The 25,742-nt window shown below is 48.3% G+C and carries 21 protein-coding genes and 1 tRNA gene; all 22 read left to right on the forward strand.

The window, feature by feature from the left end; all coding sequences use genetic code 11:
• The first annotated feature begins 146 nt into the window (after positions 1–146).
• Complete coding sequence (gene mfd, locus BP97_RS0127030; protein WP_028551911.1) at positions 147–3,668, forward strand: transcription-repair coupling factor; 3,522 nt, start codon at positions 147–149, stop codon at positions 3,666–3,668.
• Entirely contained in the window at positions 3,655–4,755 is a 1,101-nt protein-coding gene (locus BP97_RS0127035; RefSeq protein ID WP_028551912.1) for a peptidylprolyl isomerase, read from the forward strand. Before mfd ends, BP97_RS0127035 begins: the two co-directional genes overlap by 14 nt.
• Before the next feature lie 234 nt (positions 4,756–4,989).
• The gene (gene spoVT, locus BP97_RS0127040) at positions 4,990–5,532 is read left to right on the forward strand and encodes a stage V sporulation protein T (RefSeq protein ID WP_028551913.1); all 543 of its coding nucleotides are present in this window, start codon (positions 4,990–4,992) and stop codon (positions 5,530–5,532) included.
• A 217-nt stretch (positions 5,533–5,749) separates the two neighbouring features.
• Positions 5,750–7,426 (forward strand): putative polysaccharide biosynthesis protein, encoded by a 1,677-nt coding sequence (locus BP97_RS0127045; RefSeq protein WP_051621007.1) that lies wholly within the window; start codon positions 5,750–5,752, stop codon positions 7,424–7,426.
• A 168-nt stretch (positions 7,427–7,594) separates the two neighbouring features.
• A complete protein-coding gene (gene mazG / locus BP97_RS0127050; RefSeq protein ID WP_028551915.1) occupies positions 7,595–9,076 on the forward strand; it encodes a bifunctional methyltransferase/pyrophosphohydrolase YabN in 1,482 nt (493 codons plus the stop codon).
• A gap of 79 nt (positions 9,077–9,155) precedes the next feature.
• Entirely contained in the window at positions 9,156–9,428 is a 273-nt protein-coding gene (locus BP97_RS0127055; protein WP_028551916.1) for an HU family DNA-binding protein, read from the forward strand.
• Positions 9,428–9,703 carry an RNA-binding S4 domain-containing protein gene (locus BP97_RS0127060; RefSeq protein WP_028551917.1) on the forward strand — a complete coding sequence of 92 codons (276 nt, stop codon included), beginning with the start codon at positions 9,428–9,430 and terminating at the stop codon, positions 9,701–9,703. The genes BP97_RS0127055 and BP97_RS0127060 overlap by 1 nt, the downstream gene beginning before the upstream one ends.
• 357 nt (positions 9,704–10,060) lie before the next feature.
• Positions 10,061–10,345, forward strand: coding sequence for a sporulation protein YabP (gene yabP / locus BP97_RS0127065; protein ID WP_028551918.1), 285 nt, complete (start codon positions 10,061–10,063; stop codon positions 10,343–10,345).
• Positions 10,342–10,911, forward strand: a complete 570-nt coding sequence (gene yabQ / locus BP97_RS0127070) for a spore cortex biosynthesis protein YabQ (protein ID WP_028551919.1) — start codon at positions 10,342–10,344, stop codon at positions 10,909–10,911. Before yabP ends, yabQ begins: the two co-directional genes overlap by 4 nt.
• Before the next feature lie 24 nt (positions 10,912–10,935).
• Complete coding sequence (locus tag BP97_RS0127075) at positions 10,936–11,271, forward strand: FtsB family cell division protein (RefSeq protein ID WP_028551920.1); 336 nt, start codon at positions 10,936–10,938, stop codon at positions 11,269–11,271.
• 213 nt (positions 11,272–11,484) lie between these two features.
• Complete coding sequence (locus BP97_RS0127080; protein WP_028551921.1) at positions 11,485–12,012, forward strand: S1 domain-containing RNA-binding protein; 528 nt, start codon at positions 11,485–11,487, stop codon at positions 12,010–12,012.
• Between the two features lie 167 nt (positions 12,013–12,179).
• Positions 12,180–12,253, forward strand: a tRNA-Met gene (locus BP97_RS0127090).
• Between the two features lie 519 nt (positions 12,254–12,772).
• Positions 12,773–15,217 carry a stage II sporulation protein E gene (gene spoIIE, locus BP97_RS0127095; protein ID WP_231506444.1) on the forward strand — a complete coding sequence of 815 codons (2,445 nt, stop codon included), beginning with the start codon at positions 12,773–12,775 and terminating at the stop codon, positions 15,215–15,217.
• 142 nt (positions 15,218–15,359) lie between these two features.
• Positions 15,360–16,133: a vWA domain-containing protein gene (locus tag BP97_RS0127100; protein WP_028551923.1), complete on the forward strand. Its 774-nt coding sequence runs from the start codon at positions 15,360–15,362 to the stop codon at positions 16,131–16,133.
• Positions 16,117–17,028: a protein kinase domain-containing protein gene (locus tag BP97_RS0127105; RefSeq protein WP_028551924.1), complete on the forward strand. Its 912-nt coding sequence runs from the start codon at positions 16,117–16,119 to the stop codon at positions 17,026–17,028. Before BP97_RS0127100 ends, BP97_RS0127105 begins: the two co-directional genes overlap by 17 nt.
• A gap of 37 nt (positions 17,029–17,065) precedes the next feature.
• Positions 17,066–18,505, forward strand: a complete 1,440-nt coding sequence (gene tilS, locus BP97_RS0127110) for a tRNA lysidine(34) synthetase TilS (RefSeq protein WP_036746618.1) — start codon at positions 17,066–17,068, stop codon at positions 18,503–18,505.
• A 39-nt stretch (positions 18,506–18,544) separates the two neighbouring features.
• Positions 18,545–19,084, forward strand: a complete 540-nt coding sequence (hpt, locus tag BP97_RS0127115) for a hypoxanthine phosphoribosyltransferase (RefSeq protein ID WP_028551926.1) — start codon at positions 18,545–18,547, stop codon at positions 19,082–19,084.
• Positions 19,085–19,154: 70 nt separating this feature from the next.
• Positions 19,155–21,140 carry an ATP-dependent zinc metalloprotease FtsH gene (gene ftsH / locus BP97_RS0127120; RefSeq protein WP_028551927.1) on the forward strand — a complete coding sequence of 662 codons (1,986 nt, stop codon included), beginning with the start codon at positions 19,155–19,157 and terminating at the stop codon, positions 21,138–21,140.
• 281 nt (positions 21,141–21,421) lie between these two features.
• Complete coding sequence (gene nadA, locus BP97_RS0127125) at positions 21,422–22,360, forward strand: quinolinate synthase NadA (RefSeq protein ID WP_028551928.1); 939 nt, start codon at positions 21,422–21,424, stop codon at positions 22,358–22,360.
• Between the two features lie 107 nt (positions 22,361–22,467).
• A complete protein-coding gene (gene nadB, locus BP97_RS0127130; RefSeq protein ID WP_028551929.1) occupies positions 22,468–24,081 on the forward strand; it encodes an L-aspartate oxidase in 1,614 nt (537 codons plus the stop codon).
• On the forward strand, positions 24,074–24,943 hold the full coding sequence (nadC, locus tag BP97_RS0127135) for a carboxylating nicotinate-nucleotide diphosphorylase (RefSeq protein WP_028551930.1): 870 nt from the start codon (positions 24,074–24,076) through the stop codon (positions 24,941–24,943). The genes nadB and nadC overlap by 8 nt, the downstream gene beginning before the upstream one ends.
• Entirely contained in the window at positions 24,940–25,704 is a 765-nt protein-coding gene (locus BP97_RS0127140; RefSeq protein WP_028551931.1) for a type III pantothenate kinase, read from the forward strand. The genes nadC and BP97_RS0127140 overlap by 4 nt, the downstream gene beginning before the upstream one ends.
• The last annotated feature ends 38 nt before the right edge of the window (positions 25,705–25,742 follow it).

A 25,742-nucleotide genomic window follows, 5' to 3' on the forward strand; every position in this document is an offset into this window, starting at 1 on the left:
CGTCACCCTCGTAGTGGTGTTGCTCCTAGTACCCGTTGGCGGGAAACATGAAACTGCCACTCGGCCATAGGCGAGGCAGCCTAGGCTGACTTCAAGAGGGCAAAGGTGAAAGAGGTTTTGTTGATGGGTGAGAGGGGGTACGTTTTTTGCAAGCTTTAATCCAGGCGTTCTCTGCGGACCCGGATTTGCAGAGCATTGTTTCAGGTGTTCAATCGGGGATGAGGGAACAGTTAATATCCGGTTTGTCCGGTTCTTCCAGACAGGTTATGCTGACCGCTTTGTATCAGGAGCTTCAGCGACCGCTATTTATAGTGACGCATAATATGTTTTCGGCTCAAAAAATATTCGAAGACTTGGTGGAGTGTCTGCCGAGCGATAAGGTGCTGTTGTTTCCAGCCCAGGAGCTGCTAGCTGCTGAGACGGCGGTTGCCAGTCCTGAAATGCTGGCTCAGCGGATTGACGCGCTTACAAGACTATCAGGCGGCTTCCGGGGCGTTGTGGTCGTGCCTTATGCAGGCATGAGACGCGTGCTTCCGCACAAGGAAATATTTGCCGAGGCGCGGATTCCAATTCAAGTGGGCCAAAGCCTGGAGCTAGATTCATTTATTGCTGAGATGGTGCATCTCGGCTATGATCGCGTGGAACGTGTAGAAAACAAAGGAGAAATGAGCGTTCGCGGCGGGATCATTGATTTTTATCCTTTGTCCGCTGTGCATCCGTTCCGTATCGAGTTGTTTGATGTCGAAGTGGATTCAATCCGTACGTTCGACATTGCGGATCAACGTTCTATTGATAAATTAAACGAGATAGTCATTACGCCCTGTCGTGAAATTATCGCTGAAGGAAAACGGTTACAAAGCGCGGCTCAGCAGGCTTACGAGCTGCTGCAGGCTCAATTGGAGAAAATGGCCGATCGAAACGCCAAAGACCGTCTGCTGGAAGGCGTAGGGCATGACATTGAACAAATGCGGGAGGGGCAATATTTTCCTGGCTTATTCAAATATATTTCTTTATTGTTTCCGGAGCGTCAGACGCTGTTGGATTATATGCCGACGGATTCCGTGCTATTGGTCGACGAACCTGCACGCCTTCTCGAGACCGCTAAGCAATTGGAGCGGGATGAGGCTGAGTGGATGACGATGGCTCTACAGGATGGTGGGAGCATTCCTGCTTTAATCTTGTCCAAATCCTATGAAACACTGCTGCAACGTAAACCGTATCCGATGCTCTATATGTCCTTGTTTTTGCGCCAGGTTCCGCAAACCCAGCCGCAAAATATCGTGAATTTCATGTGCCGCGTGATGCAAAATTTCCATGGGCAGATGAATGTGCTTAAATCTGAAATGGAACGTTGGAAAAAATCGGGGGCAAAGGTGCTAATTCTGGCTAATGGCGAGGAACGAGTGGAACGCGTTCGTCGTGTACTTGCCGACTATCATATTGATGAGCCTACGATTTTGAACGGCAATCTGCAAACCGGGTTTGAGCTTCCCAATATTCATCTGGTTGTCATAACCGAAGGCGAGATGTTCACCCAGAAGCAGCGGAAAGCAAGAAAAGTAGAAAAGAAAATGGCGAATGCCGAACGGATTAAAAGCTACCAAGAGCTTAAGGTGGGCGATTACGTTGTTCACGTTAACCATGGTATCGGTAAGTTCGTAGGCATCGGTACACTTGAAGTTGGCGGGATTCATAAAGATTATTTGCACATATTGTATGCCGGGGGGGACAAACTGTCTGTCCCTATCGATCAGATCGATCATGTTCAGAAATATGTTGGGTCCGAGGAAAAGGAACCCAAGGTTTACAAGCTTGGCGGAGCGGATTGGAACCGTGTCAAAAGCAAGGTTAGATCCTCTGTTCAAGATATTGCGGATGATTTGATCAAGCTGTATGCGGACCGTCAATCGACAACAGGCTACGGCTTTAATCCCGATACAACCTATCAGCAGGAGTTTGAGGGAATGTTTCCTTATGAGGAGACGGGGGATCAGCTGAGAGCTATCGGTGAGATTAAGGAAGACATGGAGAAGCCTCGGCCGATGGATCGGCTGTTGTGCGGCGATGTTGGTTACGGCAAGACGGAGGTAGCGATTCGTGCTGCATTCAAAGCGGCTATAGACGGAAAGCAGGTAGCTGTCCTTGTGCCGACGACGATTCTGGCTCAGCAGCATTATGAAACGTTCCGCGAGAGATTCTCGGGTTATCCGTTCAACATTCAAGTGTTGAGCCGCTTCCGTTCGAAGAAGGAGCAGTCGGACACGATGAAGGGCGTTAAAGCCGGTACCGTCGATGTCGTTATTGGGACCCACCGGTTATTGTCTGCAGATGTGAAGTTCAAAGATTTGGGGCTTCTGATCGTCGATGAAGAGCAGCGATTCGGGGTATCCCATAAAGAGAAGCTGAAACGTCTGAAAACGAACGTGGACGTGCTAACGCTGACTGCGACACCTATTCCGCGTACGCTTCACATGTCCATGCTAGGCGTTCGAGATTTGTCTGTTATTGAGACGCCGCCTGAAAACCGTTTCCCTGTTCAGACTTACGTGGTTGAGCATAGCAACGCGCTTGTAAGGGAAGCTGTGGAACGCGAGCTGGCTCGTGAAGGTCAAGTGTATTATTTATATAATCGAGTTCAGGGCATCAACCAGATGGCGGAGCAGATTTCGATGCTGGTTCCGGATGCGAGAGTAACGGTAGCGCACGGGCAAATGTCGGAGCAGGAGCTGGAGAAGACGATCCTCGACTTTTTGGACGGGGAGTATGACGTACTGGTCAGCACGAGTATTATTGAGACCGGGGTGGACATCCCTAACGTGAATACCCTGATCGTACATGATGCCGATAAAATGGGCTTGTCCCAGCTGTACCAGCTCCGCGGCCGCGTAGGGCGCTCGAACCGGATTGCGTATGCTTACTTCACGTATCAAAGGGACAAAGTGCTGACAGAAGTAGCGGAGAAAAGGCTTCAAGCGATAAAAGAGTTTACAGAACTTGGATCAGGGTTTAAAATTGCGATGAGGGATTTGGCCATTCGCGGAGCAGGTAATTTATTGGGTGCCGAGCAGCATGGATTCATTGCTTCTGTCGGTTTTGACCTGTACTCGCAGATGCTTGCCGAAGAAATCGCTAAAAGAAAGCACGAGATTACGGGGGAAGAGCCGGAAGTTCAAAAGCCTTGGACAACCCAGCTCGATATTCAACTCGACGCTTATATTCCCGGAGACTACATTTACGACAGCGTTCAAAAAATCGAGATTTACAAAAAAGTGGCTGCCGTTAAAACGCTGGAAGAGGCTGCTGAGCTGCAAGACGAACTTGTAGACCGTTTTGGCGATCTGCCTGAGGCGGTTCTCAATCTGCTGGCTGTTGCGAGATTGAAGGTATATGGTTCGATGTATGCGATCGAAACGATTTCGCAAAAGGGAGTGGATTACGACATCAAAATTCATGCCGACCAAACCGGCAATTTGGATGGTCAAAAGCTGCTTGCGGTGACAAGTGAGTTTGAAGGCCGGGTGAAGCCCGTTTCCGGTGCACAAATTCATTTCCAACTAAAGGGCAAAGGATTGAAGCCAGAAGAAACCATCGATTTGCTGGAAAGGTTTCTGGTACAATATAAGCGTGCGCTGAAATCGAAGGGAGAACTACAAGATGTTGCAAAATAAATGGAAGACGGCTAAGAAGGGCCTCATCGCTCTTTTGGCTATTATGACTATCGTTACTGCCGCTGGATGCGGTAAGAAGGCTGAAACAGGAGCAGGAACAGAAGCAGGAACAGATGCTGCTGCAAACAGTAAGGATGCCAAAGAAGTGATCGTTACGTATAAAGACGGCGGAAAAGTCACTCGCGGCGAATTCGACACGTTTCTTAATACGAACCTGATGTTCTATAAAGAGTATGCGCAATATAAAGAGGACCCGGCGTTCCAGCAGGACATGATGAAACAGCTGGTTACGTTCAAGGTGTTATCTGACCGCGCAGACGATAAGGCGAAGGCTGAAGCGGCTACAAAATCCAAGCAGCAATTGGATCAAATCAAAACGTTCATGGGCATGCAGGAAGGTGGTATGGAAAAGCAGCTGAAGGACGGTAACATTACAGAGAAAGACTTGGAGTTGTTTGTTACACGTAGCATGCAGGCTATCGCCGCTATGGAAAGCAAAGTACCTGACGATCAAGTGAAAGCGGAATACGACAAACGGATTGCCGCTGACAAAAATATTTATGATGTTGCTACGGTAAGACATATTCTAGTCGGCCTTACCGATCCAGCTACGGGTAAAGAAACCCGTTCTAAAGAAGATGCATTGAAAAAAGCGAAAGAAGTACAGGACAAGCTGAAAAACGGTGGCGATTTTGATGCATTGGCCAAAGAATATTCGGATGATCCGGGTTCTAAGGACAATGGGGGCAAATACGAAGAGGCACCGATTTCTCAATGGGTACCTGAGTTTAAAAAAGCCGCTGCCGAGCTTCCGCTTAACCAAATTAGCGATCCGGTAGAAACCAGCTACGGTTACCATGTTATGAAGGTGGAGTCCCGTAAATCCAAGACGTTTGACGAAGTGAAGGGTGATCTTCGCTCCGAGCTTGCTGAAACACATATTTATGATTTTGTGGAGAAAGAGCTGCCGACATTGATCGAGTCGAATAAGCTGCCTACTCCAACACCACCACCATCCGCAGCACCATCAACTACTCCGGAAGCGCCAAAAGCAGATGCTCCGAAGACAGAAACGCCAGCCAAGTAATATATTACCAGGGTACCCCGCAGGGTGCCCTGTTTTTATTTCTCAAATATGGACATAATGAAAACAACGGCGTCACGGATACTTAGCTGGCAACGGACGCTTAACTTAGCAACAGATGTATAAGCTACTGGGAATCGAAGAATACTATGGTTACTAATTGAATTCCCTCCATTTGTATACACCGTGCTATCCAGTCGAATCTAACTCTTCAAGGAAAGCGAGGCATCTAGAAATATGAAAGCAACTGGAATCGTTCGTCGGATTGACGATTTAGGAAGAGTGGTTATCCCCAAAGAAATTCGTCGTACATTGAGGATTCGTGAGGGAGACCCGTTGGAGATTTTTGTGGATCGCGATGGAGAAGTTATTTTGAAAAAATATTCTCCTATTGGAGAATTGGGCGATTTCGCCAAGGAATATGCGGAGTCTTTGTTCGAAAGCACCAATCATATTACGATGATATCCGACCGGGATACCATTATCGCAGTTGCTGGCGGCTCCAAAAAAGATTACTTGGAGAAGCAAATCGGACCGTTGGTTGAGACATGTATGGAAAACCGGAAGTCGTCCATGGAGAGTGGAACGGGCCAGTATGAGGTATGTAAGGATATAACGGAGACTTATTCTTCCTACGTTATCGCTCCGATCGTGGCGGGCGGCGATCCTATCGGATCAGTTATTCTTGTCAGCAAGGATGAGAATGTAAAAATGGGACAAATGGAAACGAAAATGGCGGAGACTGCCGCTGGATTTTTGGCAAAACAGATGGAGCAATAGGTGGATCACCCATGCATAACAATTAAGCTTCCTGACAAGCGGATCCTAAGAGGAGACGAAGGTTAGGAAGCTTTTCGTTGTTGGCAGGAGTTCAGTCTTACAGAACAAGGGCCATAAGCGGTGTGACTCTTTCTTAACAACCGGCGATATTATATAATGATGAGATTACATGGAAGCAATAAATGGAATAATTTTGATGAAAGCTGACGGATGAGGAATGAAAGAAGATGCAAATAACGCCGGCGGTTTGAAGAAAAACGCAGGGTCGTCTTTGCTGAGAGGGGCTGCAGTGTTGGGGATCGCTGCTGTCTTGTCCAAGCTGATCGGGACGATGCAAAAAATTCCGCTGCAAAATATAGCGGGTGATGGCGTATTCGGTATTTATAACGCGGTGTACCCGCTCTATATTTTAATTTTGTTTTTGGCTACGGCAGGATTCCCGTTGGTCGTCTCCAAATTTGTTTCCGAGCAGGCTGTTGCCGGCCGTCATCAAGAGGCGAGGCGTGTACTAAAGGTGGCCTCTTCGGTATTGGCCGCTTCAGGCTTGCTGTTCTTTGTGCTGCTGTATTGGGGAGCAGACTGGATAGCAGGTCTTATGGGGGCTGAACAGACCGGCCCAGCGATCCGCAGCGTTTCGTTCGCGCTTCTGTTCGTGCCGGTCATGTCCGCCTTGCGCGGATATTATCAAGGCTATCAAAATATGATTCCGACTGCCATTTCTCAGGTCGTAGAGCAGACCTTCAGGGTTGTGACCATGTTCCTGCTGCTTCTGTTATTCGTGCAATGGCAGTATGGGCCGGATCTAATTGCCGCAGGTGCTACCTTCGGTTCAGTAGCGGGGGCTGCAGCAGGCCTTCTCGTGATGCTTTGGTTTTGGTGGAAGGCGAAACCATCTGAAGAAGGAGAGCGGCAGAAGCCGCCACAGGGGAACGAACAGGAATATGCTGCCGAAAGCAGCTTGAGGCTGGCTCGTCGTCTGTTGGCCTACGCGATTCCGATATGCTTGGGCACCATTGCGATGCCTATTTTGACTCTCGTGGATTCGTTCACGGTGCCGAGGCTGCTAAAGCTGAGTGGTATGGATGAATCCGAAGCGCTGCTCGGGTTCGGGCTGTATAATCACGGGCTTCCACTAGTGCAGCTAGTGGCTATGATCGCTTCGTCCATGTCCGCTGCCCTGGTGCCTTCCATCGCTGAGGCAAGATGGCGAGGCGATAAGGATGCGCTGCAAAGCCGAACGCGGATGTCGATTCGATTGACGTGGCTGATCGGTACAGCATCCGCCGTCGGTTTGGCCGTCCTGGCCGAGCCGATCAACGTCATGCTGTTTAAAAGTCCTGAAGGCTCTTGGACGATGTCCATCCTTGCCTTCACGGCTTTGTTCAGCACGCTGAACATCGTGGCGTCCAGCGTGCTGCAGGGCTTTGGCGCCGTCGCTGCTCCGGCGCTATACCTGCTCGCTGCTGCGGCGGTCAAGATCGCGGGCAATATCGCCCTCGTGCCCCTCTGGGGCATCGATGGCGCTGCCGCCGCGGCTGTGGCCGCCTACGCGCTAGCAGGCTTGCTTGCGCTCGCGCACGCGCTGCGCGCCACCGGCGTCAAGCCGGCCCTCGGCCGCGCTGTCATCAAGCTGGTGCTGTGCACCGGCTTGATGATTGCGGCCGTGCTGGCCGTGACGCACGGCCTGCCCGCGCTGCTTGGCGCGCTCCGCCTCAGCCTGCCCCCGCGGGGCATGGCTGCGGCCGTCGCGCTCGCAGGCGTCGCGGCAGGAGCGCTCGCGTATGGGCTCGCGCTTCTGCGCCTCGGCGTCATTACCGCCGCCGAGCTGGAATCGATCCCGAAGCTGGGCGGCAAGCCGCTTAAGCTTCTGCGCAAATACAAGCTGCTGCGATAGATGTCGGAAGACGTTCGCTCGCAGCAGAAGGATCGACAAGCAGCACTCTCGACCTTGTCGTATAGTTTCTGCGGTCGAGTCAGGATTGCTGTATGTTTTTTTGTATAATGCTTACACTCGGCACAGCCGTTGAATACATGATAACGAAGCTAAGGAGGCGAATACTTGATGCAACCACATATCATAGTGGTCGGACTGGGCTCCGGCGACGAAGACCAATTGACGCTTGGCGTTTGGAAGAAGCTGAAGCAGGCGGAGCGGATTTACCTTCGCACTGATCAGCACCCGATGGTGAAGATGCTGCGTGAGAACGACATCGCTTTTGAGTCATTCGATTCGCTATATGAAAGCCGTGATACGTTTGAGCAAGTATACGAAGCCATTGCGGACGAGCTGCTTCGTAAAACGAGGGAAGTTCAAGGTGAGCTGCTTTACGCCGTACCAGGACATCCGATGGTGGCAGAAATGACCGTCCAGCTGTTGAAGGCACGCTGCCCTGAAGCTGGAGTGGAGCTTACACTGCTTGGCGGGGAAAGCTTCCTCGATCAGGCCTTTATCCGTCTTGGATTTGATCCTATCGAAGGCTTTCAGCTTCTTAACGGAACCGAGCTGTCGGTTCACACGTTAAACCCTCAGCTGCATACAATTATTGGCCAAGTATATGATACTTACTCTGCATCCGACGTGAAGCTGACCTTAATGGAGCTGTACCCGGATGATTGGGAGGTTGTCGTAGGCCATGCGTTAGGTGTTCCTGGAGAAGAGGCGATCCACCGGATCCCGCTCTATGAGCTGGACCATTTGCAGGATTACGGCAATTTGTCGTTGGTTTGGATTCCACGTTCAGATGAAGACCGGCTGCGCAACCGCACCTTTGCACGCCTGCATGAGATTGTCGAAATATTGAGGAGCCCGGAAGGCTGTCCTTGGGACCGGGAGCAGACGCATCAATCACTGCGCAAAAACTTAATAGAAGAAGCGTATGAAGTGCTTGAAACATTCGACGAAGACGATCCGGACCATATGGCTGAGGAGCTTGGCGATCTGATGCTGCAAATCATGCTTCATTCGCAGATCGAAGCGGAGGAAGGCGGATTCACTGTATGGGATGTTATTACAGGGTTGAATGAGAAGCTGATTCGCCGTCACCCTCACGTATTTGGGGAAATGAAGGCGGATGACGCTAACGAAGCGCTCAGCAACTGGCAGCAGATCAAGCAGGAAGAGAAACGCAGCAAGGGTATCGATCCGGATGAGCTTCCTTTGCTTTCGGGTGTTCCGCGTGAGCTGCCTGGGCTGATGAAGGCGTACAAGCTGCAGAAGAAGGCGGCTGCTGTCGGTTTCGACTGGTCGCAGCTGGAAGAAGTGTTGAATGTTGTCGAATCCGAGCTGGTAGAATTGAAGGAAGCGATAGCGTCTCTGTCGAAAAAAGAACAGCAGGAAGAGCTCGGTGATTTGCTGTTTTCCGTCGTCAATTTGGCCCGTTTTCTGAAGATAGAGCCCGAAGAAGCCATGTCTGAAGCCAATCGCAAATTTTTTGATCGTTTTGGTTATATTGAGCAGCAGCTGCGTTTAAAGGGCAAATCTTTTGACCAAACTGATTTACAAGAGATGGAGTCTTTGTGGCAGGAAGCAAAAAAAGTTTTATAAATCGACAATGGCTAGCAGGAATTTCCTGATAAACAAAGAATACATAGCATTAGTGTTATTTTGAGGAGGAAATGTATCCATGAACAAAACAGACTTAATTAACAACATCGCTGAAAAAAGCGGTATGACCAAGAAGGACGTTGAAACCGTTCTGAACAACTTCCTGGGCGAAGTAACAGAAGCTCTTTCCACTGGCGACAAAGTACAGCTTATCGGCTTTGGTACTTTCGAAACTCGCAAACGTTCCGGACGCACGGGCCGCAACCCGCAAACCGGTAAAGAAATTAACATTCCTGAGTCCGTAGTTCCGGCTTTCAAAGCAGGCAACAAGCTTAAAGAAGCGGTAAAATAATGCGCCTTGATAAATTTCTCAAGGTTTCTAGGCTGATCAAGCGTCGTACGGTCGCCAAAGACGTATCCGATCAAGGACGCGTTTGGATCAATGGAAAGGACGCAAAGCCAAGCAGTGCAGTTAAGGTCGGAGATGAACTGAAGATTCAGTTCGGCCAGAAGATCGTAACTGTACGTGTGGAACAGCTGTCCGAGTCGACCCGCAAGGAAGACGCGGCCAATATGTACACTCTGCTTAGTGAGGAAGCTCGTAAAACTGAATTATGGCAAGGCTAAAGAGACTGAGGCTTCAGTCTCTTTTTTGGCTCTATTTCGGGGTTCCCCGCAAAGTACCTGAGTCAGCTTCGATGCCAAGGCCCCACTTTGTGGGGTTATTTTAGTTCTATTTCTGGACATCCCTCCATATTTTTAAGTAAACAAGCTTTGCTTGACCGACTTCTTTTCTTCGCGAAAAGGTGGAGGTTCGTGTGTTGGTCGGAGAGTTTACGTGCTTCCTTTGAAAATGAATTCCCACTACTAGTGCTAATTCAAGGAATTCATTTTCAACAGAAGCCGGAGACCACACACGTACCGGAGCCTGGTTAAGCGAAGATTGGCAAGCGTCCGAGCAAATCTGCCAGGAGGGATCGTATCATGGCAATCGAGCCGGGAAAAGTAAAACGCCAAGAAATCAAGATGCTGAACCGTAAGCTGCTAGAAGTATCCGGCGTCATGAATGTAGAGAGCTTTGACAGTGAGGAATTTTTGCTGGAAACCGAGTTCGGCTATCTCATGATCAGGGGGCAAAACCTGCATATTAAAAACTTGAGTCTGGACCAGGGATTGGTTGCAATCGAAGGTTTGGTGAACGAGCTGGCCTATCTGGATACAAACTCCCAAGGGAAGCCCAAGGGATTTTTCGGTAAACTGTTCAAGTGACCCTTCATGTTCAATTCGTCACGATGGGCATGATGCTTCTGGGGGGACTTTCGCTAGGCGGACTGTTCGATTTGTATCGGGTGCTGGCCGGCCAGCTTCGTGCGCCCCGGTATGCCTATTACCTCCTTGACATCTTTTTTTGGTGCATCGGGACGCTCCTCATTTTCAAATTGCTCTACATGAGTAATTTGGGACAAGTACGAATGTTTGTTTTCATCGGCATACTCGTTGGTGTAGGAATTTACTTCCTGCTGTTTAGCCAGACCGTTATTCGGGTAATTATGTGGATGATCCGAGTGGTTCTAGCAACCATTCGTTTTGGAATCCGGTTAGTTCAGGTATTTATTATTACCCCGGCCATTTGGCTATATAGGGCTACTGTCGTGTTTTTAGGATTTTTATTGGCCATAGCTATTTTCCTGTATAAAGTTATGCTACAATTACTCTATCCTATGTGGAAACTGCTGCTATGGCTTGTAAAGCCGCTTGGCAAATGGTTCCGTGTACCTACATGGGTAAACCAGACAGGTCGGAGCATCGCGGCATTCATTCGTCGCTTTTTTTGACCAGATAGGAGGATTTTACAGTTTATGCGAGCAGTTCCGGCAGTAGGCAAAGATGCAAAACCGAAACCGAATAATAAAGGCTCCTATCGGAGACGCCGGTTAGTCCTGATTATTCTTGCATGCTTTATGAGCTGGGCTGGTGTAACTCTGTGGAATCAGATCGATAAGTTAAAGGAGCGCGGCGACAAGGTATACGCTCTGGAGCAGAAGAAGAAGGAAGCTGAACAAATCAACCAGGATAATAAGCGTGAGATCGCCAGATTGAACGATCCCGAATATTTGGAACAGAAAATTAGAAAAGAGCTGCATTATGTCAAGCAGGGGGAAACGCTGTTTTATGTTCCTAAGGAACAAAAGTAAACAAGTGTCATAATCCTTTTGTTGACCGTATCGCAGCCAGTACGTTATAATCTGCATTGTCAGGGTTTTTGTTACCATCGTAAGGATGGCCTCGTTACACCAAACAGGCCGTACCTTATTGGCAATAAGGCCTGCCTCTAAGCGCGGTCGCTCATCTTCGAAAGGCCTCGATAGAGGTTTTCTCAATTATTTAAGGGAGGAACATTTTACTTTATGGCAATTGAAGTGGGCAGCAAGCTGGAAGGAAAAGTAACGGGCATTACTCACTTTGGGGCGTTTGTAGAGCTGCCCGAGGGCGGTACCGGCCTTGTGCACATCTCGGAGATAGCAGACAACTATGTTAAGGATGTTAATGATCATCTGAAGTTGAATGACATGGTTACAGTCAAAGTGATTAATGTGGACAAAGACGGCAAAATCGGTCTATCGATTAAGCAAGCCGTAGATAAACCGGTGGAAGCAGCGAGGCCCGCTCGTTTTGAAAGACCAAGTGGCGGTTCCGGCGGTGGCGGCGGCAATTTTGGCGGCGGTGATCGTGGACCACGTGGTGGCGGTGGTGGCGGCGGCGGTTTTGGAGGCCGTGGAGGCGACCGTGGTGGCCGTGGAGGTAAACCTCCAGCAGGCAAGCTAACATTTGAAGACAAAGTCTCACGCTTTTTGAAGGATAGTGAAGAGCGTATTTCGTCCCTGAAGAAGAACACAGAAGGTAAACGTGGAGGCCGAGGAGCGCGACGCGATTAATGATACAAGCAAGCCGTATGAGCACGAAAGTGCTTGTACGGTTTTTTTGCTGCGTGAGAGAGGCTCCGTTCAACAGATACGATAATGCAGCTGCAGCAGGTTTCTAACTGGAATAAGGATCTAACTTGACAAAGCCCCTAAGGACAGTATATACTCTTGATTGTTGTGGCGGTGTAGCTCAGCTGGCTAGAGCGTACGGTTCATACCCGTGAGGTCGGGGGTTCGATCCCCTTCGCCGCTATTAAGAGTAACAGGAAGAAACACCCTTATCGGAATTAGATTCCGGCAAGGGTGTTTTTTGTTGTGGTTATGTAAGCTTCAGCAACAGACCATACGTCAATGATTCGAGTTTAGTTCGTACAGCTGCGAGAAATTATGGGATAATATCCCATTCTCTGTCGGCTGATTCGTTTGATTTCAGTAGTTTTGTCGTATCATCCACAGGTACCAAGCAAATCGACACTATGTAACGGCAATAGTGCATGCTTGTCCGATTCATTTGCCGAACATCTGTTTTGTACTGAGGAAAAAGCAACGCTACCCGGCAGCCTCTCACGGTAGAGTGCACAAGGGCTGGCGCCGATTTCGCCTAGCGTCTTTTTTTTGTCGGAAAAAACTTTTACTCTACCAACTCATTCTGACAAACTTTATACTAGACTGCCTCTATACTAAGAACCACTAAATAGTCTATGGGTGGTGTTCAGGAAATATGCAAAGAAAATTAAATGCCGGTCAAGTTGGAATCGTTTGGAGCCGTTGGATGCAATCGGGTAAAAGTCGTCTGTCAGGCGTGGTAGTCGAAAATCGGTTGGTGCAGTCCATCGTTGCAAAGAAATGGTCAATACTTCTTCTATTCATGGCATTTTTATTGGGAAGGGCAATGATCCTGGATCAGTTGGCGCCATTTGCCGTAGCTTACTTTGCCGTTGTGTATTTCTTACGAAAGGACCTGCTGTTCTGGACAGGAACCTTCCTTTTAGCGGGGAGTGTCTTCTCAGCAGTACCTCAGCACGCAGGCTACATTGCAGCCGAAATGCTCGTCTTTATTCTCATACAAAAAGGGGTAGAGCGATTCGAGAGGTCGGACATCTCTTTTGCGCCGATCATTGTATTCTTCTCCACCTTCTTCGTACAGTTGTTTGCCAATCTGGTCAATACGGAGATAACCGGATATTCGTTTATGCTGATCGGGGTAGAGTCGCTGCTTAGCTTGATCTTGACTCATATCTTTTTGCAGGCGATTCCGGTATTCACGTTAACCCGGAAAAATTACAGCTTAAAAAACGAAGAGGTGATATGTCTTATCATCCTGCTCGCCTCGGTGATGACAGGGACTGTGGGCTGGTTGGTGGGGCCGGTTACCGTAGAACATGTGCTATCACGTTATTTAATCTTATTATTTGCCCTGGTGGGAGGAGCTCCTTTGGGGGCATCTGTCGGGGTCATTACAGGATTGATTTTAAGCCTGGCTAATTCCAATGCCATTTACCAGATGAGTCTTCTAGCCTTTGCGGGAATGCTTGCAGGCTTGTTGAAGGAGGGGAATAAGCTCGCTGTATCGCTCGGTATGCTGCTGGGCTCATCGATACTTACCATATATATTGGCAATCAATCGGAGGTGTTGAATTCTACTTGGGAGTCGCTTGCAGCTGTGATTCTGTTCATGATAACGCCAAAAGCGATGATTCAAATGCTCGCCAAATACGTGCCGGGAACACAGGAAAACTTGAAATCCCAGCATGACTATGCGAAGCGGGTGAGGGATGTCACGGCAAATCGCGTGGAGCAATTCAGCGAAGTGTTCCGCCAGTTATCACGGAGCTTCAAGCAAATAACGGCTGACGCGCAGCCGCTGGAGAAGGAGGAGGAAGTAGGCCATTTTATGAATTCGGTGGCCGAGCAGTCCTGCAAGGGCTGCTGGAAGAGAAGCCAGTGCTGGGATGATAAATTTTATCAAACCTACAAGTTTATGACCGATATGATGACGGAGGTGGAAGTTAGGGGACCGTTGTCGCGCAAGCATATTTTGCCTCAGTGGAAGAAGCATTGTATTAAGCCTGATCATGTGCATGAGGTGATGAAGCACCAGTACAGCTTGTACAAGAATGATCAGCATTGGAAGAAGCAGATTATGGAAAGCCGCCAGCTCGTTGCGGAGCAGTTATCGGGCGTATCGCAAGTCATGGAGGATTTGGCCAAAGAAATCAAACGGGAAGGCCAGGAGCTCTTCATGCAAGAGGAGCAGATCCGCAGCGCATTGGAGGAGCTGGGCTTATCCATTCATAGTATCGATATTATCAGTCTGGATGAAGGGAACGTGGAAATTGAAATTATCCATCAGTATACGAAAGGATTTGATGAATGCCGTAAAATCATTGCACCGCTGCTATCGGAAATATTGGGAGAGCATGTCGCTGTCAAAAACGAGCAGGCGCTTGAGCGAAAGGAGGGTTATAGTACGGTTGTGTTCGGCTCAGCGAAGGAATATGAGGTGGAAACCGGTATAGCTGGGGCCGCGAAAAACGGGGATTTGCTGTCGGGAGACAGCTTCAGCGCGATGGAGCTTGGCAATGGGAAGTTCGCAGTCGCGTTAAGTGACGGCATGGGAAATGGCGAACGCGCTAGAGCGGAGAGCAGCGCAGCGCTCAGTATTTTGCAGCAGCTGCTGCAATCGGGAATGGAGGAGAAGCTTGCTATCAAGTCTGTCAATTCTGTTCTGATGCTCCGTTCTTCGGATGAAATGTATGCGACGGTGGATGTCGCATTGATCGATTTATATAATGCCAATACGACATTTTTGAAAATTGGTTCGACTCCGAGCTTTATTAAGCGGGGTTCCGAGGTATTCCCGATTTCGGCGAACAATTTGCCCGTAGGTATCGTGCATGATATCGATGTTGATTTGGTGAGCTTGCCTCTGCAACCGGGTGACATCTTGATTATGATGACCGATGGGATTTATGACGCCCCTGGACATGCTGTTAATAAGGAGCTGTGGATGAAGAGGGTGCTTTCGGAAATACACACGGATATCCCGCAAGACTTCGCTGACATTTTGTTGGAACGGGTTGTCCGTTACCATCACGGAAATATATATGACGATATGACCGTCGTGGTTGCCCGTGTGGAAAAGTACCAGCCGGAGTGGGCTACGTTCCGTTGGCCTGGGCTGCAGCGTATTGAACGTCCGAAGACGGTGAGCTGACCGTTTGCTAGGCGCTTTCTCCTCTTGGTGGGGCTGGAAGTGCCTTTTTGGCGCGGGTTATGCTGGTTTCTCCCTAAGTTTAGGAATCTCTTAAAATGGAAAAACTAGAGATTATACTATCGCGTAGGGAGGAAGAGGCATTATGAAGCAAATCATACTCATCACGGATGGATGCTCTAATGTGGGGGTAAGCCCTGTCATTGCAGCTGCTCATGCCAAAGCAGAAGGGATTGTCGTCAATGTAATCGGCTTGATCGATTCTAGCGAAATCGGAGAGCACGGCGTTGAAGAGATAAATGAAACGGCCAGCGCAGGAGGGGGGATTAGTCGACTCGTAAATGCGTCCCAACTGTCTCAAACGGTCCAGATGATGACACGCAAAACCGTGGTGCAGACCATTCAGCAGGTTGTCGGTAAGGAGCTTCAACATATATTAGGAGATTCCAAAATTGAAAGCCTGCCTCCGGACAAGAGATCTCAAGTGGTTCAGGTCATGGATGAGCTCTCAGAATCGTCTTCATTGCAGGTGGCTCTTCTCATCGATACAAGTGCAAGCATGAAGCCCAAGCTTGCGGCCGTGAAAGAAGCCATTTATGATTTGCAGCTGAGTATTCAAGCGCGGACCGGCGACAGCGAAATGGCCGTCTTTCATTTTCCGGCCTCCGTTTCGGGCGAAGATGAGGTGGAAATGGACCTAGGTTGGACACGAGACCTTGCAAATCTGAACCGTTTGTTTTATAAATTAAACATGAAGGGTACGACTCCAACGGGTCCAGCGCTTCTTAAAGTCATTCAGTTCATGACAGGGGCTGCGGGTGAAATACATAATAACCATGGAATCGGACGGGATGAGCCGTCCAGATCAGAGCGCAAGCGTAAAGGTGAGGATGGGATTCTGAGTGACTACGTCGTTTGAGCAGTTCGGGTCTTCCGGAGCGGTCGTCGATGGCAAGTGGAATAAGCGACAGTACCGGATTGAACGTCTGCTGGGCGCCGGAGCCAACGGCAAGGTGTATCTGGTCAAAAGAGGCAAGCTGCATTATGCAATGAAGACCGGCTTTGACGCAGTGGATCATCAGTCTGAGGTTAATGCGCTCAAAGCATTATCCAAATCGAATACATCGTTTCGCCAATATTTGCTTGATGTGGATGATTTCCACAGGGATGGACAGGATATTCCCTTTTATGTGATGCCTTACTTTAAAGGGTCCTCGATCGGCGAGTTTATGAAGCGAAACGGCCGCGACTGGATCTATTTAATAGGCTTGAACCTGCTGCGCAAGCTGGCTGAGCTGCATAAGGAAGACTACATATTCGGAGATATAAAGATGGAAAATATCATCGTGTCCGGCTACGGTGATGTGGATTTGATTGATTTTGGCGGAGTGACGCTTAAGGGGAAGTCGGTCAAGCAGTTTACCGAGGTTTACGACCGGGGCTTTTGGGGGGGCGGCAGCCGTACTGCGGATGAAGCGTACGATTTATTTGCTTTCGCCGTACTTCTCATCAGCAGCACAGATACTGAGCGCCGGCTGGTAGGAATCAAGCAGGTGCTGCCGCAAAATCGCAATGTGGAAATGCTGCTCGACATGCTTCAATCGAACAAAGCCCTAAGTCAAGCAGCTCCTGTACTGCGCAAGATACTGCTCGGCAAGTATACGAGCTCCAAACAAGCTTTGGCCGATTGGCGAAGACAGAGCTACCCGAAACCGGCCAGAACTCCCCGTTCGACGGGAGGAGCCTGGCTCAAGGTATGCTTTGCAGCATCGTTGGTTGTTTTCGGATTAACGGTTTATATGTATTGGCTGTAGATGAGACCCAGGTGAACGTAAGAAAGGATTTAAAACGATGGATCTGGTATCAAGGGTAGAGAAACAATTGCATGATGAGCAGCTGCTTCGCCAAGGGGACAGTATCGTTGCTGCGGTATCGGGAGGACCTGATTCCATAGCCATGCTTCATGTCCTTTTTTTGCTGTCTGAACGATGGGGCTGGCGCTTGGTTGTAGCGCATGTCAATCATCAGTTCCGGGTAGAGGAATCCGAACAAGAAGCGTCCTTTGTTGAGGAATACTCCAGACAGCTTGGGATTCCGTGTGAAATTGCCCGAATCGATGTTCCGCAGTATATCCGAGAGTCGGGGAAAAACTCGCAAGCGGCTGCCCGGGAGCTGCGCTATCGGTTCTTGCACGAGACTGCCGACAAGTATGGGGCCAAGCGGATAGCTTTGGCTCATCATGCCGACGATCAGGCGGAAACGCTCCTGATGAGGCTGCTTCGCGGAACGGGGCCGTCAGGGCTAACAGGAATCCCAATGCGCAGGGTAGAACATAATGTGGAACTTGTGCGCCCGTTGCTTCGTATATATAAATCAGAGCTGCTGGATTACTGCCATCATCATCAACTTACTTATTACATTGACAGCAGCAACAATAACACCAAGTACTTTCGCAACGAAATCCGTCTGGAGCTTCTGCCGCTGCTGCAGGAGCGATATAATGAGCAGCTTCCGCAAGCACTCAACCGGTTATCTGTCATGATGACTGCCGAGGATGATTTTCTGGATAAGCAAGCTTCAACCGTTTTTGAACAAAATGTGGCTGTAGAAAGCGATTTCGCACAATGGTCAAGAAATTGGTTTGCTGGGGTACATGTTGCTTTACAAAGGCGATTGATTAAACTAATATTAAATTATCTTTCTTTTGAGGCCGATTCCCTTGATTTTATGAAGCTGGAGCAGATGAGGGAACTGATCATCAAGGAAGAGCCGTCAAACCTGCGTATCGATATAGGACATAACCTATCGTTAACGAGGGAATATGACAGGATCAAGTTACATACTTATGTGGTACCTCCTGAAGCCTACCTGTACATATTACAGCCACGTCAAGAAAGCTTGACGATTGTCGAGACGGGAGCGGTTATCGAATGCTCTTGGTCGGAAGAGGATACGAGGATGAAGGAAGGCGCTACCGATGGGGCAGTGTCCGTATGGTTCGACGCAGATTTATTGGCTTTTCCCTTAACCGTACGCAGCCGTGCCGATGGAGACAAGATGAACCTGTTCGGACTAAACGGGTCGAAAAAGGTAAAAGATATTTTCATCGACGCTAAGATTCCTCCGAGCCTTAGAGCCCGGATACCTGTCATCACGGATGCAGACAATCGGGTCATTTGGCTTCCTGGAGTTAGAAGGTCCTCATGGGCCCCGGTTAACGGGAACACGAAAGCATGGCTTCACATGAAACTTTGCATGGAGGAAGGTTTATTGTCCACTGTGTTAAGATAGCTTCACAAGATCATTTTATTCCAAGTAGGAGGTTCTCTCTTGCAAAACGACATTCAAGAAACACTTTACAGCGAACAGCAGATTCAGGACAAAGTAAAGGAGATGGGCCAACTTATAAGCCGCGATTTCGAGGGACGCAATCCGCTAGTTATTTGTGTACTGAAGGGTGCGTTTATTTTTATGGCGGATTTGGTTAAACAAATTACAGTACCCTTGGAAATTGACTTTATGGCGGTTTCCAGCTACGGTCAATCGACCAAGTCATCCGGCGTCGTCAAAATCATTAAAGATTTGGATGTACCGGTAGAAGGACGGCATATTATTATTGTCGAAGACATTATTGATAGCGGATTGACATTAAGCTACTTAATTGACGTATTGGAGCGTCGCAACGCGCTTTCCATTACCGTAGCCGCTTTATTCGATAAGCCAGGGCGTAGAACGGTGGAATTGGACGCAGACTATAAAGGGTTCGTTATCCCTGATGCGTTCGTCGTCGGATACGGTTTGGATTATGCTGAAAAATACCGCAATTTGCCGTATGTCGGCATTTTGAAGCCAGAGGTTTACTCCCATTAGCATTTCTTGTGATGCCAAGACTTGCTGTGGTACAATATACAAAGTTGCCGTTTTTGAGAGGAGGTAGGGGATGAATCGAATTATTCGCAATACAGGCTTTTATTTGCTCATTTTTTTGGTCACTGTCGGTATCGTTCACTTTATCAGCACACAGAATGACCAGAAAGACGTGATTAGCTACGATAAGCTCCGACAGGCCTTAGTCAAGCAGAATGTGGAATCGGTCAACTTGAGATATGACGGACAAACATACTTGGTTCGTGGTAAATACAAAACACCAGAGTCGCCGGATAAGAAAAGCTTCGAAACCCGTGCGCCTTACGACCAAGAAACTGTCAATTTGATCGAGAAGAGCGAAGTGCCTAACATCGTCATCGAAAAAATGGAAGGGGACAATGTTTGGATCAGTTTCCTTACCTCCATTATTCCGTTTGTCATTATTTTCATCCTGTTCTTCTTCCTGTTGAATCAGGCGCAGGGTGGCGGCGGTAAGGTGATGAATTTCGGAAAAAGCCGCGCGAGACTTTATAATGAAGAGAAGAAGCGCGTGACCTTTGAAGATGTAGCGGGGGCAGATGAGGAAAAGCAAGAGCTTGTTGAAGTGGTCGAATTTTTGAAGGATCCTCGTAAGTTTGCTGCCGTAGGAGCCAGAATTCCTAAAGGGGTTCTCTTGAATGGTCCTCCGGGTACGGGTAAAACCTTGCTCGCACGGGCTGTTGCCGGTGAAGCGGGAGTTCCGTTCTTCAGTATAAGCGGTTCCGATTTCGTGGAAATGTTCGTTGGTGTCGGTGCATCCCGTGTCCGCGACTTGTTCGAAAACGCAAAGAAAAATGCACCTTGTATCATTTTTATAGACGAGATTGATGCTGTGGGTCGTCAACGCGGCGCCGGTTTGGGTGGCGGTCATGACGAGCGTGAGCAGACGCTCAACCAACTCCTCGTGGAGATGGACGGGTTCGGTGCAAATGAAGGGATTATTATCGTTGCGGCTACTAACCGGCCGGACATTCTAGACCCTGCGCTTCTTCGTCCGGGACGCTTTGACCGTCAAATTACGGTTGACCGTCCAGATGTAAAAGGTCGCGAAGCGGTACTGAAAGTACATGCACGCAATAAGCCTTTGAATAAAGATGTTAAGTTGGATGTACTGGCGAGATACACGACAGGGTTTACAGGCGCAGACCTGGAGAACTTGCTCAATGAAGCTGCTTTGATTGCAGCTCGCCGCAACCGTAAAGATATTTCAATGGATGAGCTGGATGAAGCGTTCGACCGTGTTATTGTCGGTACGCAGAAGAAAGCTCGTGTCATCAGCGATCGCGAGAAACGCATGGTTGCTTTCCACGAAGCGGGACATACGATTATCGGTTACCATTTGGAAAACGCCGATATGGTGCATAAAGTTACGATCATTCCTAGGGGCCGCGCAGGCGGATACGTCATGATGCTTCCTAAGGAAGGCGAAGACCGGATGATGAATACCAAGAACGAGCTTCTTGATAAAGTTACCGGTTTGCTGGGCGGACGCGTTTCCGAGGAGCTGTTTATTGGTGAAATCGGTACGGGTGCTTACAGTGACTTCCAACGTGCGACTGGCATTGTTCGTAAAATGATTATGGAATACGGAATGAGCGATAAACTCGGTCCTATGCAGTTTGGTAATGTTCAGGGTCAAGTATTCCTGGGCCGTGATTTCGGACATGAGCAAAACTACAGTGATGCGATTGCTTATGAGATCGACCAAGAGATGCAGACCATCATCCGCAGCTGCTATGCTAGAGCGAAAGAAACCCTTGAGAAGTATTCCGATCAGGTTCGCCTGATCGCAGAAACCTTGCTCGAGAAGGAAACGCTCGAAAAAGAGCAAATCAAGCAGCTCATCGAGAACGGCAAGCTGGAAGATTCCAGCTCTGAAGTAAAGGTGAATATTGTCGGACAACAGCAAACGGCGGAAGCCAATAAGCTCGACTTCGATAAGCACTCGCCAGCTGATGAGGATAATAAAGAAAATAAAGATAATAAAGAAAATAAAGAAAATAAAGAAAATAAAGAATAAGCAGTACGATGAAAACCGGAAGGCACTCAATGCCTTTCGGTTTTCCTATTGTTATTAGGATGAAATAAAGCATTGGGCGAGAAACTAGACACAAAAGATCAAGGCAGGCTAAAAGGCGGCAATACAATGAATGAATTCGGTTATTTTGTAGTTATTTGAGCATTGACACCACCGGGGATGTTGTGTAAATTAGTTGTAAATCTTTAAACAATATGTGAACATTTTCACGACTTGGTTGTTAAATAAAAGGGGCATGGGGACGGAAAGGAAGGAAGGCGACGATGGAAGCATTAGCTCTGGAGCGCAAGGAAGAACAGAAACGGGAGCTTAAGGAACGAATCGCTCAATTAAAGAAGGAACGTAATGCCATTATTCTTGCTCATTATTATCAACGGGATGAAATTCAAGAGATTGCTGATTTTCGAGGGGATTCTTTTCTTTTAGCGCAAAAAGCAGCAACAACCGATGCGGATGTCATTGTGTTTTGCGGCGTTCATTTCATGGGCGAAAGCGCAAAAATATTGGCTCCTAACAAAACCGTTCTTATACCGGATGAAAGAGCAGGCTGTCCGATGGCCGATATGGTTAATGTAGACGGACTTCGTGCACTGAAGAAACAGCATCCTAATGCCAAAGTGGTTGCTTACATTAACACATCGGCCGATGTGAAATCTGAGACTGATATTTGCTGTACTTCGGCTAATGCTATCAAAGTTATTAACTCCGTTGACTCGGATGAGATCATCTGGGTGCCTGATAAAAATTTGGGTGATTACGTTTCCAAATTTACGGACAAAAAAGTTATTATTTGGGAAGGTTACTGCAACACTCATGACATGTTAACCGTCAAAGATGTAGAGGAAATGAGAGCTCTTCATCCGAATGCCCAATTCGTCGTTCATCCGGAATGTCGTCCAGAGGTCGTAAAGCTGGGTGATTTTGTAGGCAGTACGACAGCGATTATCAAGTATTGCAAAGAATCCGACTGCCAAGAGTTTATCGTTGGTACGGAAGATGGCACAGGGTATCAACTGCGCTTGGACAGTCCGAATAAGCAATTTCACTTTGCTACTAAATATCTGGTATGTCCAAACATGAAAGTCAATAACTTAAAAAAGGTTGCTCGTTGTCTTGAAACCATGCAACCACAAATTTACGTTCCGCCACATATCGCTGAACAAGCTAAAGCGTCCCTGGAGCGCATGCTACAAGTGAAGTAGCATGCGCTACTCTCTTGTTTGATGAAAGAACAGTATGCAAGGGCTCTACCCCCATTGATAAAGCTATTATTCACTTTTTGGGCATGTAGAAGAAGGAGAGCGTACTCATGATTCCACGTTATTTAGTTGACTTTAATTTGGACGAGCTGCCGCAAGTACATACTGATGTGATAGTGATAGGTGCTGGAATCGCCGGACTTTTCGCTGCTATTAAAGGTAGCAAAGATTTTAAAGTGCTGATGGTGACAAAGAAGTCGCTGCTAGACAGCAATACTCGCTACGCTCAAGGCGGAATCGCCGCAGTTATTTCCGATGAAGACTCACCGGAATACCATCATCAAGATACGTTGAATGCCGGCGCAGGGCTGTGCTCTTCTGCCGCTGTCAACGTATTAGTGCATGAGGGCCCAGATGGGGTTAAAGATTTGATCCAGATGGGGACCCAGTTTGATCTGGAGGACGGAGAGTTTGCTTTAACGAAAGAAGGAGCGCATAGCCAACGTCGCATTTTGCATGCGCATGGAGACGCTACTGGAGCTGAAATCGTACGTGCCTTGTCTGAAAAAACGAAGCAGCATCCTAACATTGAAATTTGGGATGACCACTTTGTCATCGATCTGATTACGCAAGATGGCGAATGCTATGGCGCATTGGTACAGAAGCCGGATGGTCAGAAAATTTTCGTGCGAGCCAATGCTACTATCCTGTGCACGGGTGGGGCCGGTCAGCTGTTCCGTTATACGACGAATCCTGATATTGCAACGGCAGACGGAATTGCGATTGCCTATCGTGCAGGCGCGTTAATTCAAGATATGGAATTTATTCAATTTCATCCTACCGCTTTATGCTACCCGGGTGCTCCGAGATTTCTTGTCTCTGAAGCTGTTCGCGGCGAAGGAGCCATTTTAAGGAATATTAAGGGCGAGCGTTTTATGGAGAAGTATGACCCTCAAATGGAATTGGCGCCAAGGGATATTGTAGCCAGAGCAATTGTTAACGAAATGGAAGAGACGAAGTCTACTTTCGTCTATATCGATTTTACCCATGAGACGGAAGAAACAGTGAAGCACCGATTTCCTACGATTTATGAGTTCTGTTTGAATTATGGCCTGGATCTGTCGTCTGATTGGATTCCTGTTGCTCCTGCTGCCCATTATATGATGGGAGGCGTCAAAACGGATCTGCAAGGCGAAACGAATGTTACACGCTTGTTCGCATGTGGGGAAGTGTCCTCAACAGGAGTTCATGGAGCTAACCGACTTGCCAGCAATTCATTGTCGGAAGCCATTGTATTTGGTCGCAGAATTATCGAACGTATTCACGAGCTCTCTCCGGTGGAGATACAACCATTGATCGTAGGCGATTCTCAACGTACAGAGCATGCTAAGCAACCTATTGTAGAAAGAAAGCTCAAGCTGCAAAAGGTCATGCTGCGTTATGTAGGTTTAAAGAGAACAGCTATCGGGCTGGAAAAAGGCTATGAGGAACTGAAGCGTCAGCTTTCGATCTTTGATACGTGCTTGTCGAAACGCGAGGATTACGAATTTGCCAATCTGCTCACCTGTGCGCTTTTAACGACGCAGGCGGCCCTGATTAGACAGGAAAGCCGGGGGGGACACTATCGGGAGGATTTCCCTGAGAAGAATGACCTTCAATGGAGAAAGCATACGGTATTCAATCGTGAGCATGGTATTACGGAGGGACGTATTGACGATGTATGAGCTGCAAATGGATTTAGTGAAAAAGAATATTAAGCTGTGGCTGGAAGAGGATATCGGAATGGGGGATGTAACCACCATGTCGACTATTCCTGCCGACCAACAATCCAAAGGGATTATTCATCTTAAGGATAACGGTATCATCGCAGGCTTGCCTATAGCTGAAGCTGTGTTTTCCATTGTCGATGATCGACTTCGGTTCGAGCCTAAGGTACAAGAAGGACAATCTGCCAATTTCGGCACTGTCCTTGCGGAAGTATCAGGCAGCACACGAAGCATACTCTTGGGAGAAAGGCTAGCCCTGAACCTGATGCAGCGTATGTCCGGCATTGCGACTCGAACGAGACAATTCGTAGACGCTCTGCAAGGGCTGCCTGTTCGACTCGTGGATACTCGAAAAACGACACCGGGACATCGATTGCTTGAAAAATATGCAGTCCGTATCGGTGGAGGCTACAATCACAGATTTGGTTTGTATGATGCCGTTATGATTAAAGATAACCATATTAAAGGAGCCGGCGGTATAGCTGAAGCGGTTCTGGCCGCGCGTTCCCAAATCCCCCATACGATGAAAATCGAAGTGGAGGTCGAGAACATGGAGCAGCTAGAGCAAGCTTTAAGTGCAAAGCCGGATATCATCATGCTAGACAATATGACACCCGAGCAAATGCGCGAAGCGGTTGTACGCATGAAATCCCAAGCTCCGCATATTCTTGTAGAGGCATCGGGCTCCGTTACCTTGGAATCGATACATGCCATTGCAGCAACAGGGGTTGACGTTATCTCTGTCGGTCGATTGACGTACTCGGTGCAAGCCTTGGATATCAGCCTAGATTTGAACGCGCGGAAAGGAGGGACGTCATGATATTGGCAGTTGATGTGGGCAATACGAACATCATACTTGGTCTTTATGAAGGTAAACAACTGCTGCATCATTGGCGATTAAGCACTAACCGCTCCAGCACGACCGATGAGTACGGAATGATGATATACAATTTGTTTCAGCACTCGGAGCTTGAGCTGGATCAGGTTGAAGGAATTATTATTTCCTCCGTCGTCCCTCCGCTCATGTTTGTTCTTGAACAGTTATGTTCAAAATACTTAAAGAAAACTCCGCTCATCGTGGGCCCAGGTATCAAGACCGGCTTGAACGTCCGATACGAAAATCCGCGCGAGGTCGGTGCCGATAGAATTGCTAATGCGGTTGCCGCCATAGAGTTGTACGGTGCCCCTTGCATCTTAGTCGATTTTGGTACGGCAACGACCTTCGATTATATTGATGAATCCGGTCAGTATATCGGGGGAGCTGTAGCGCCAGGAATCGGCATCTCCACGGAAGCATTGTACCAGCGTGCGGCCAAATTACCTCGGATCGAACTGGTAAAGCCTAAGTCCGTAGTAGGACGCAATACGGTCGCTTCTATGCAAGCGGGGATTATTTACGGCTTTGCAGGACAAGTGGATGGCATTGTGGGTCGTATTCGTGAAGAGCATAATGCTCAAGCGAAAGTTATAGCTACCGGGGAAATGGCGGAACTTATAGCGAGCGAGTCTCGTACTATTGAAAAGGTGAACCCGCTGTTGACTCTCCAGGGGCTGCAAATGATTTATGAACGCAACCAGTAGGACTTAGATATAGAGAGTCCTTATAACAGAACCAAAGA

Origin of the sequence: Paenibacillus sp. UNC451MF (assembly GCF_000686845.1) — a bacterium.
Lineage (GTDB): Bacteria > Bacillota > Bacilli > Paenibacillales > NBRC-103111 > Paenibacillus_S.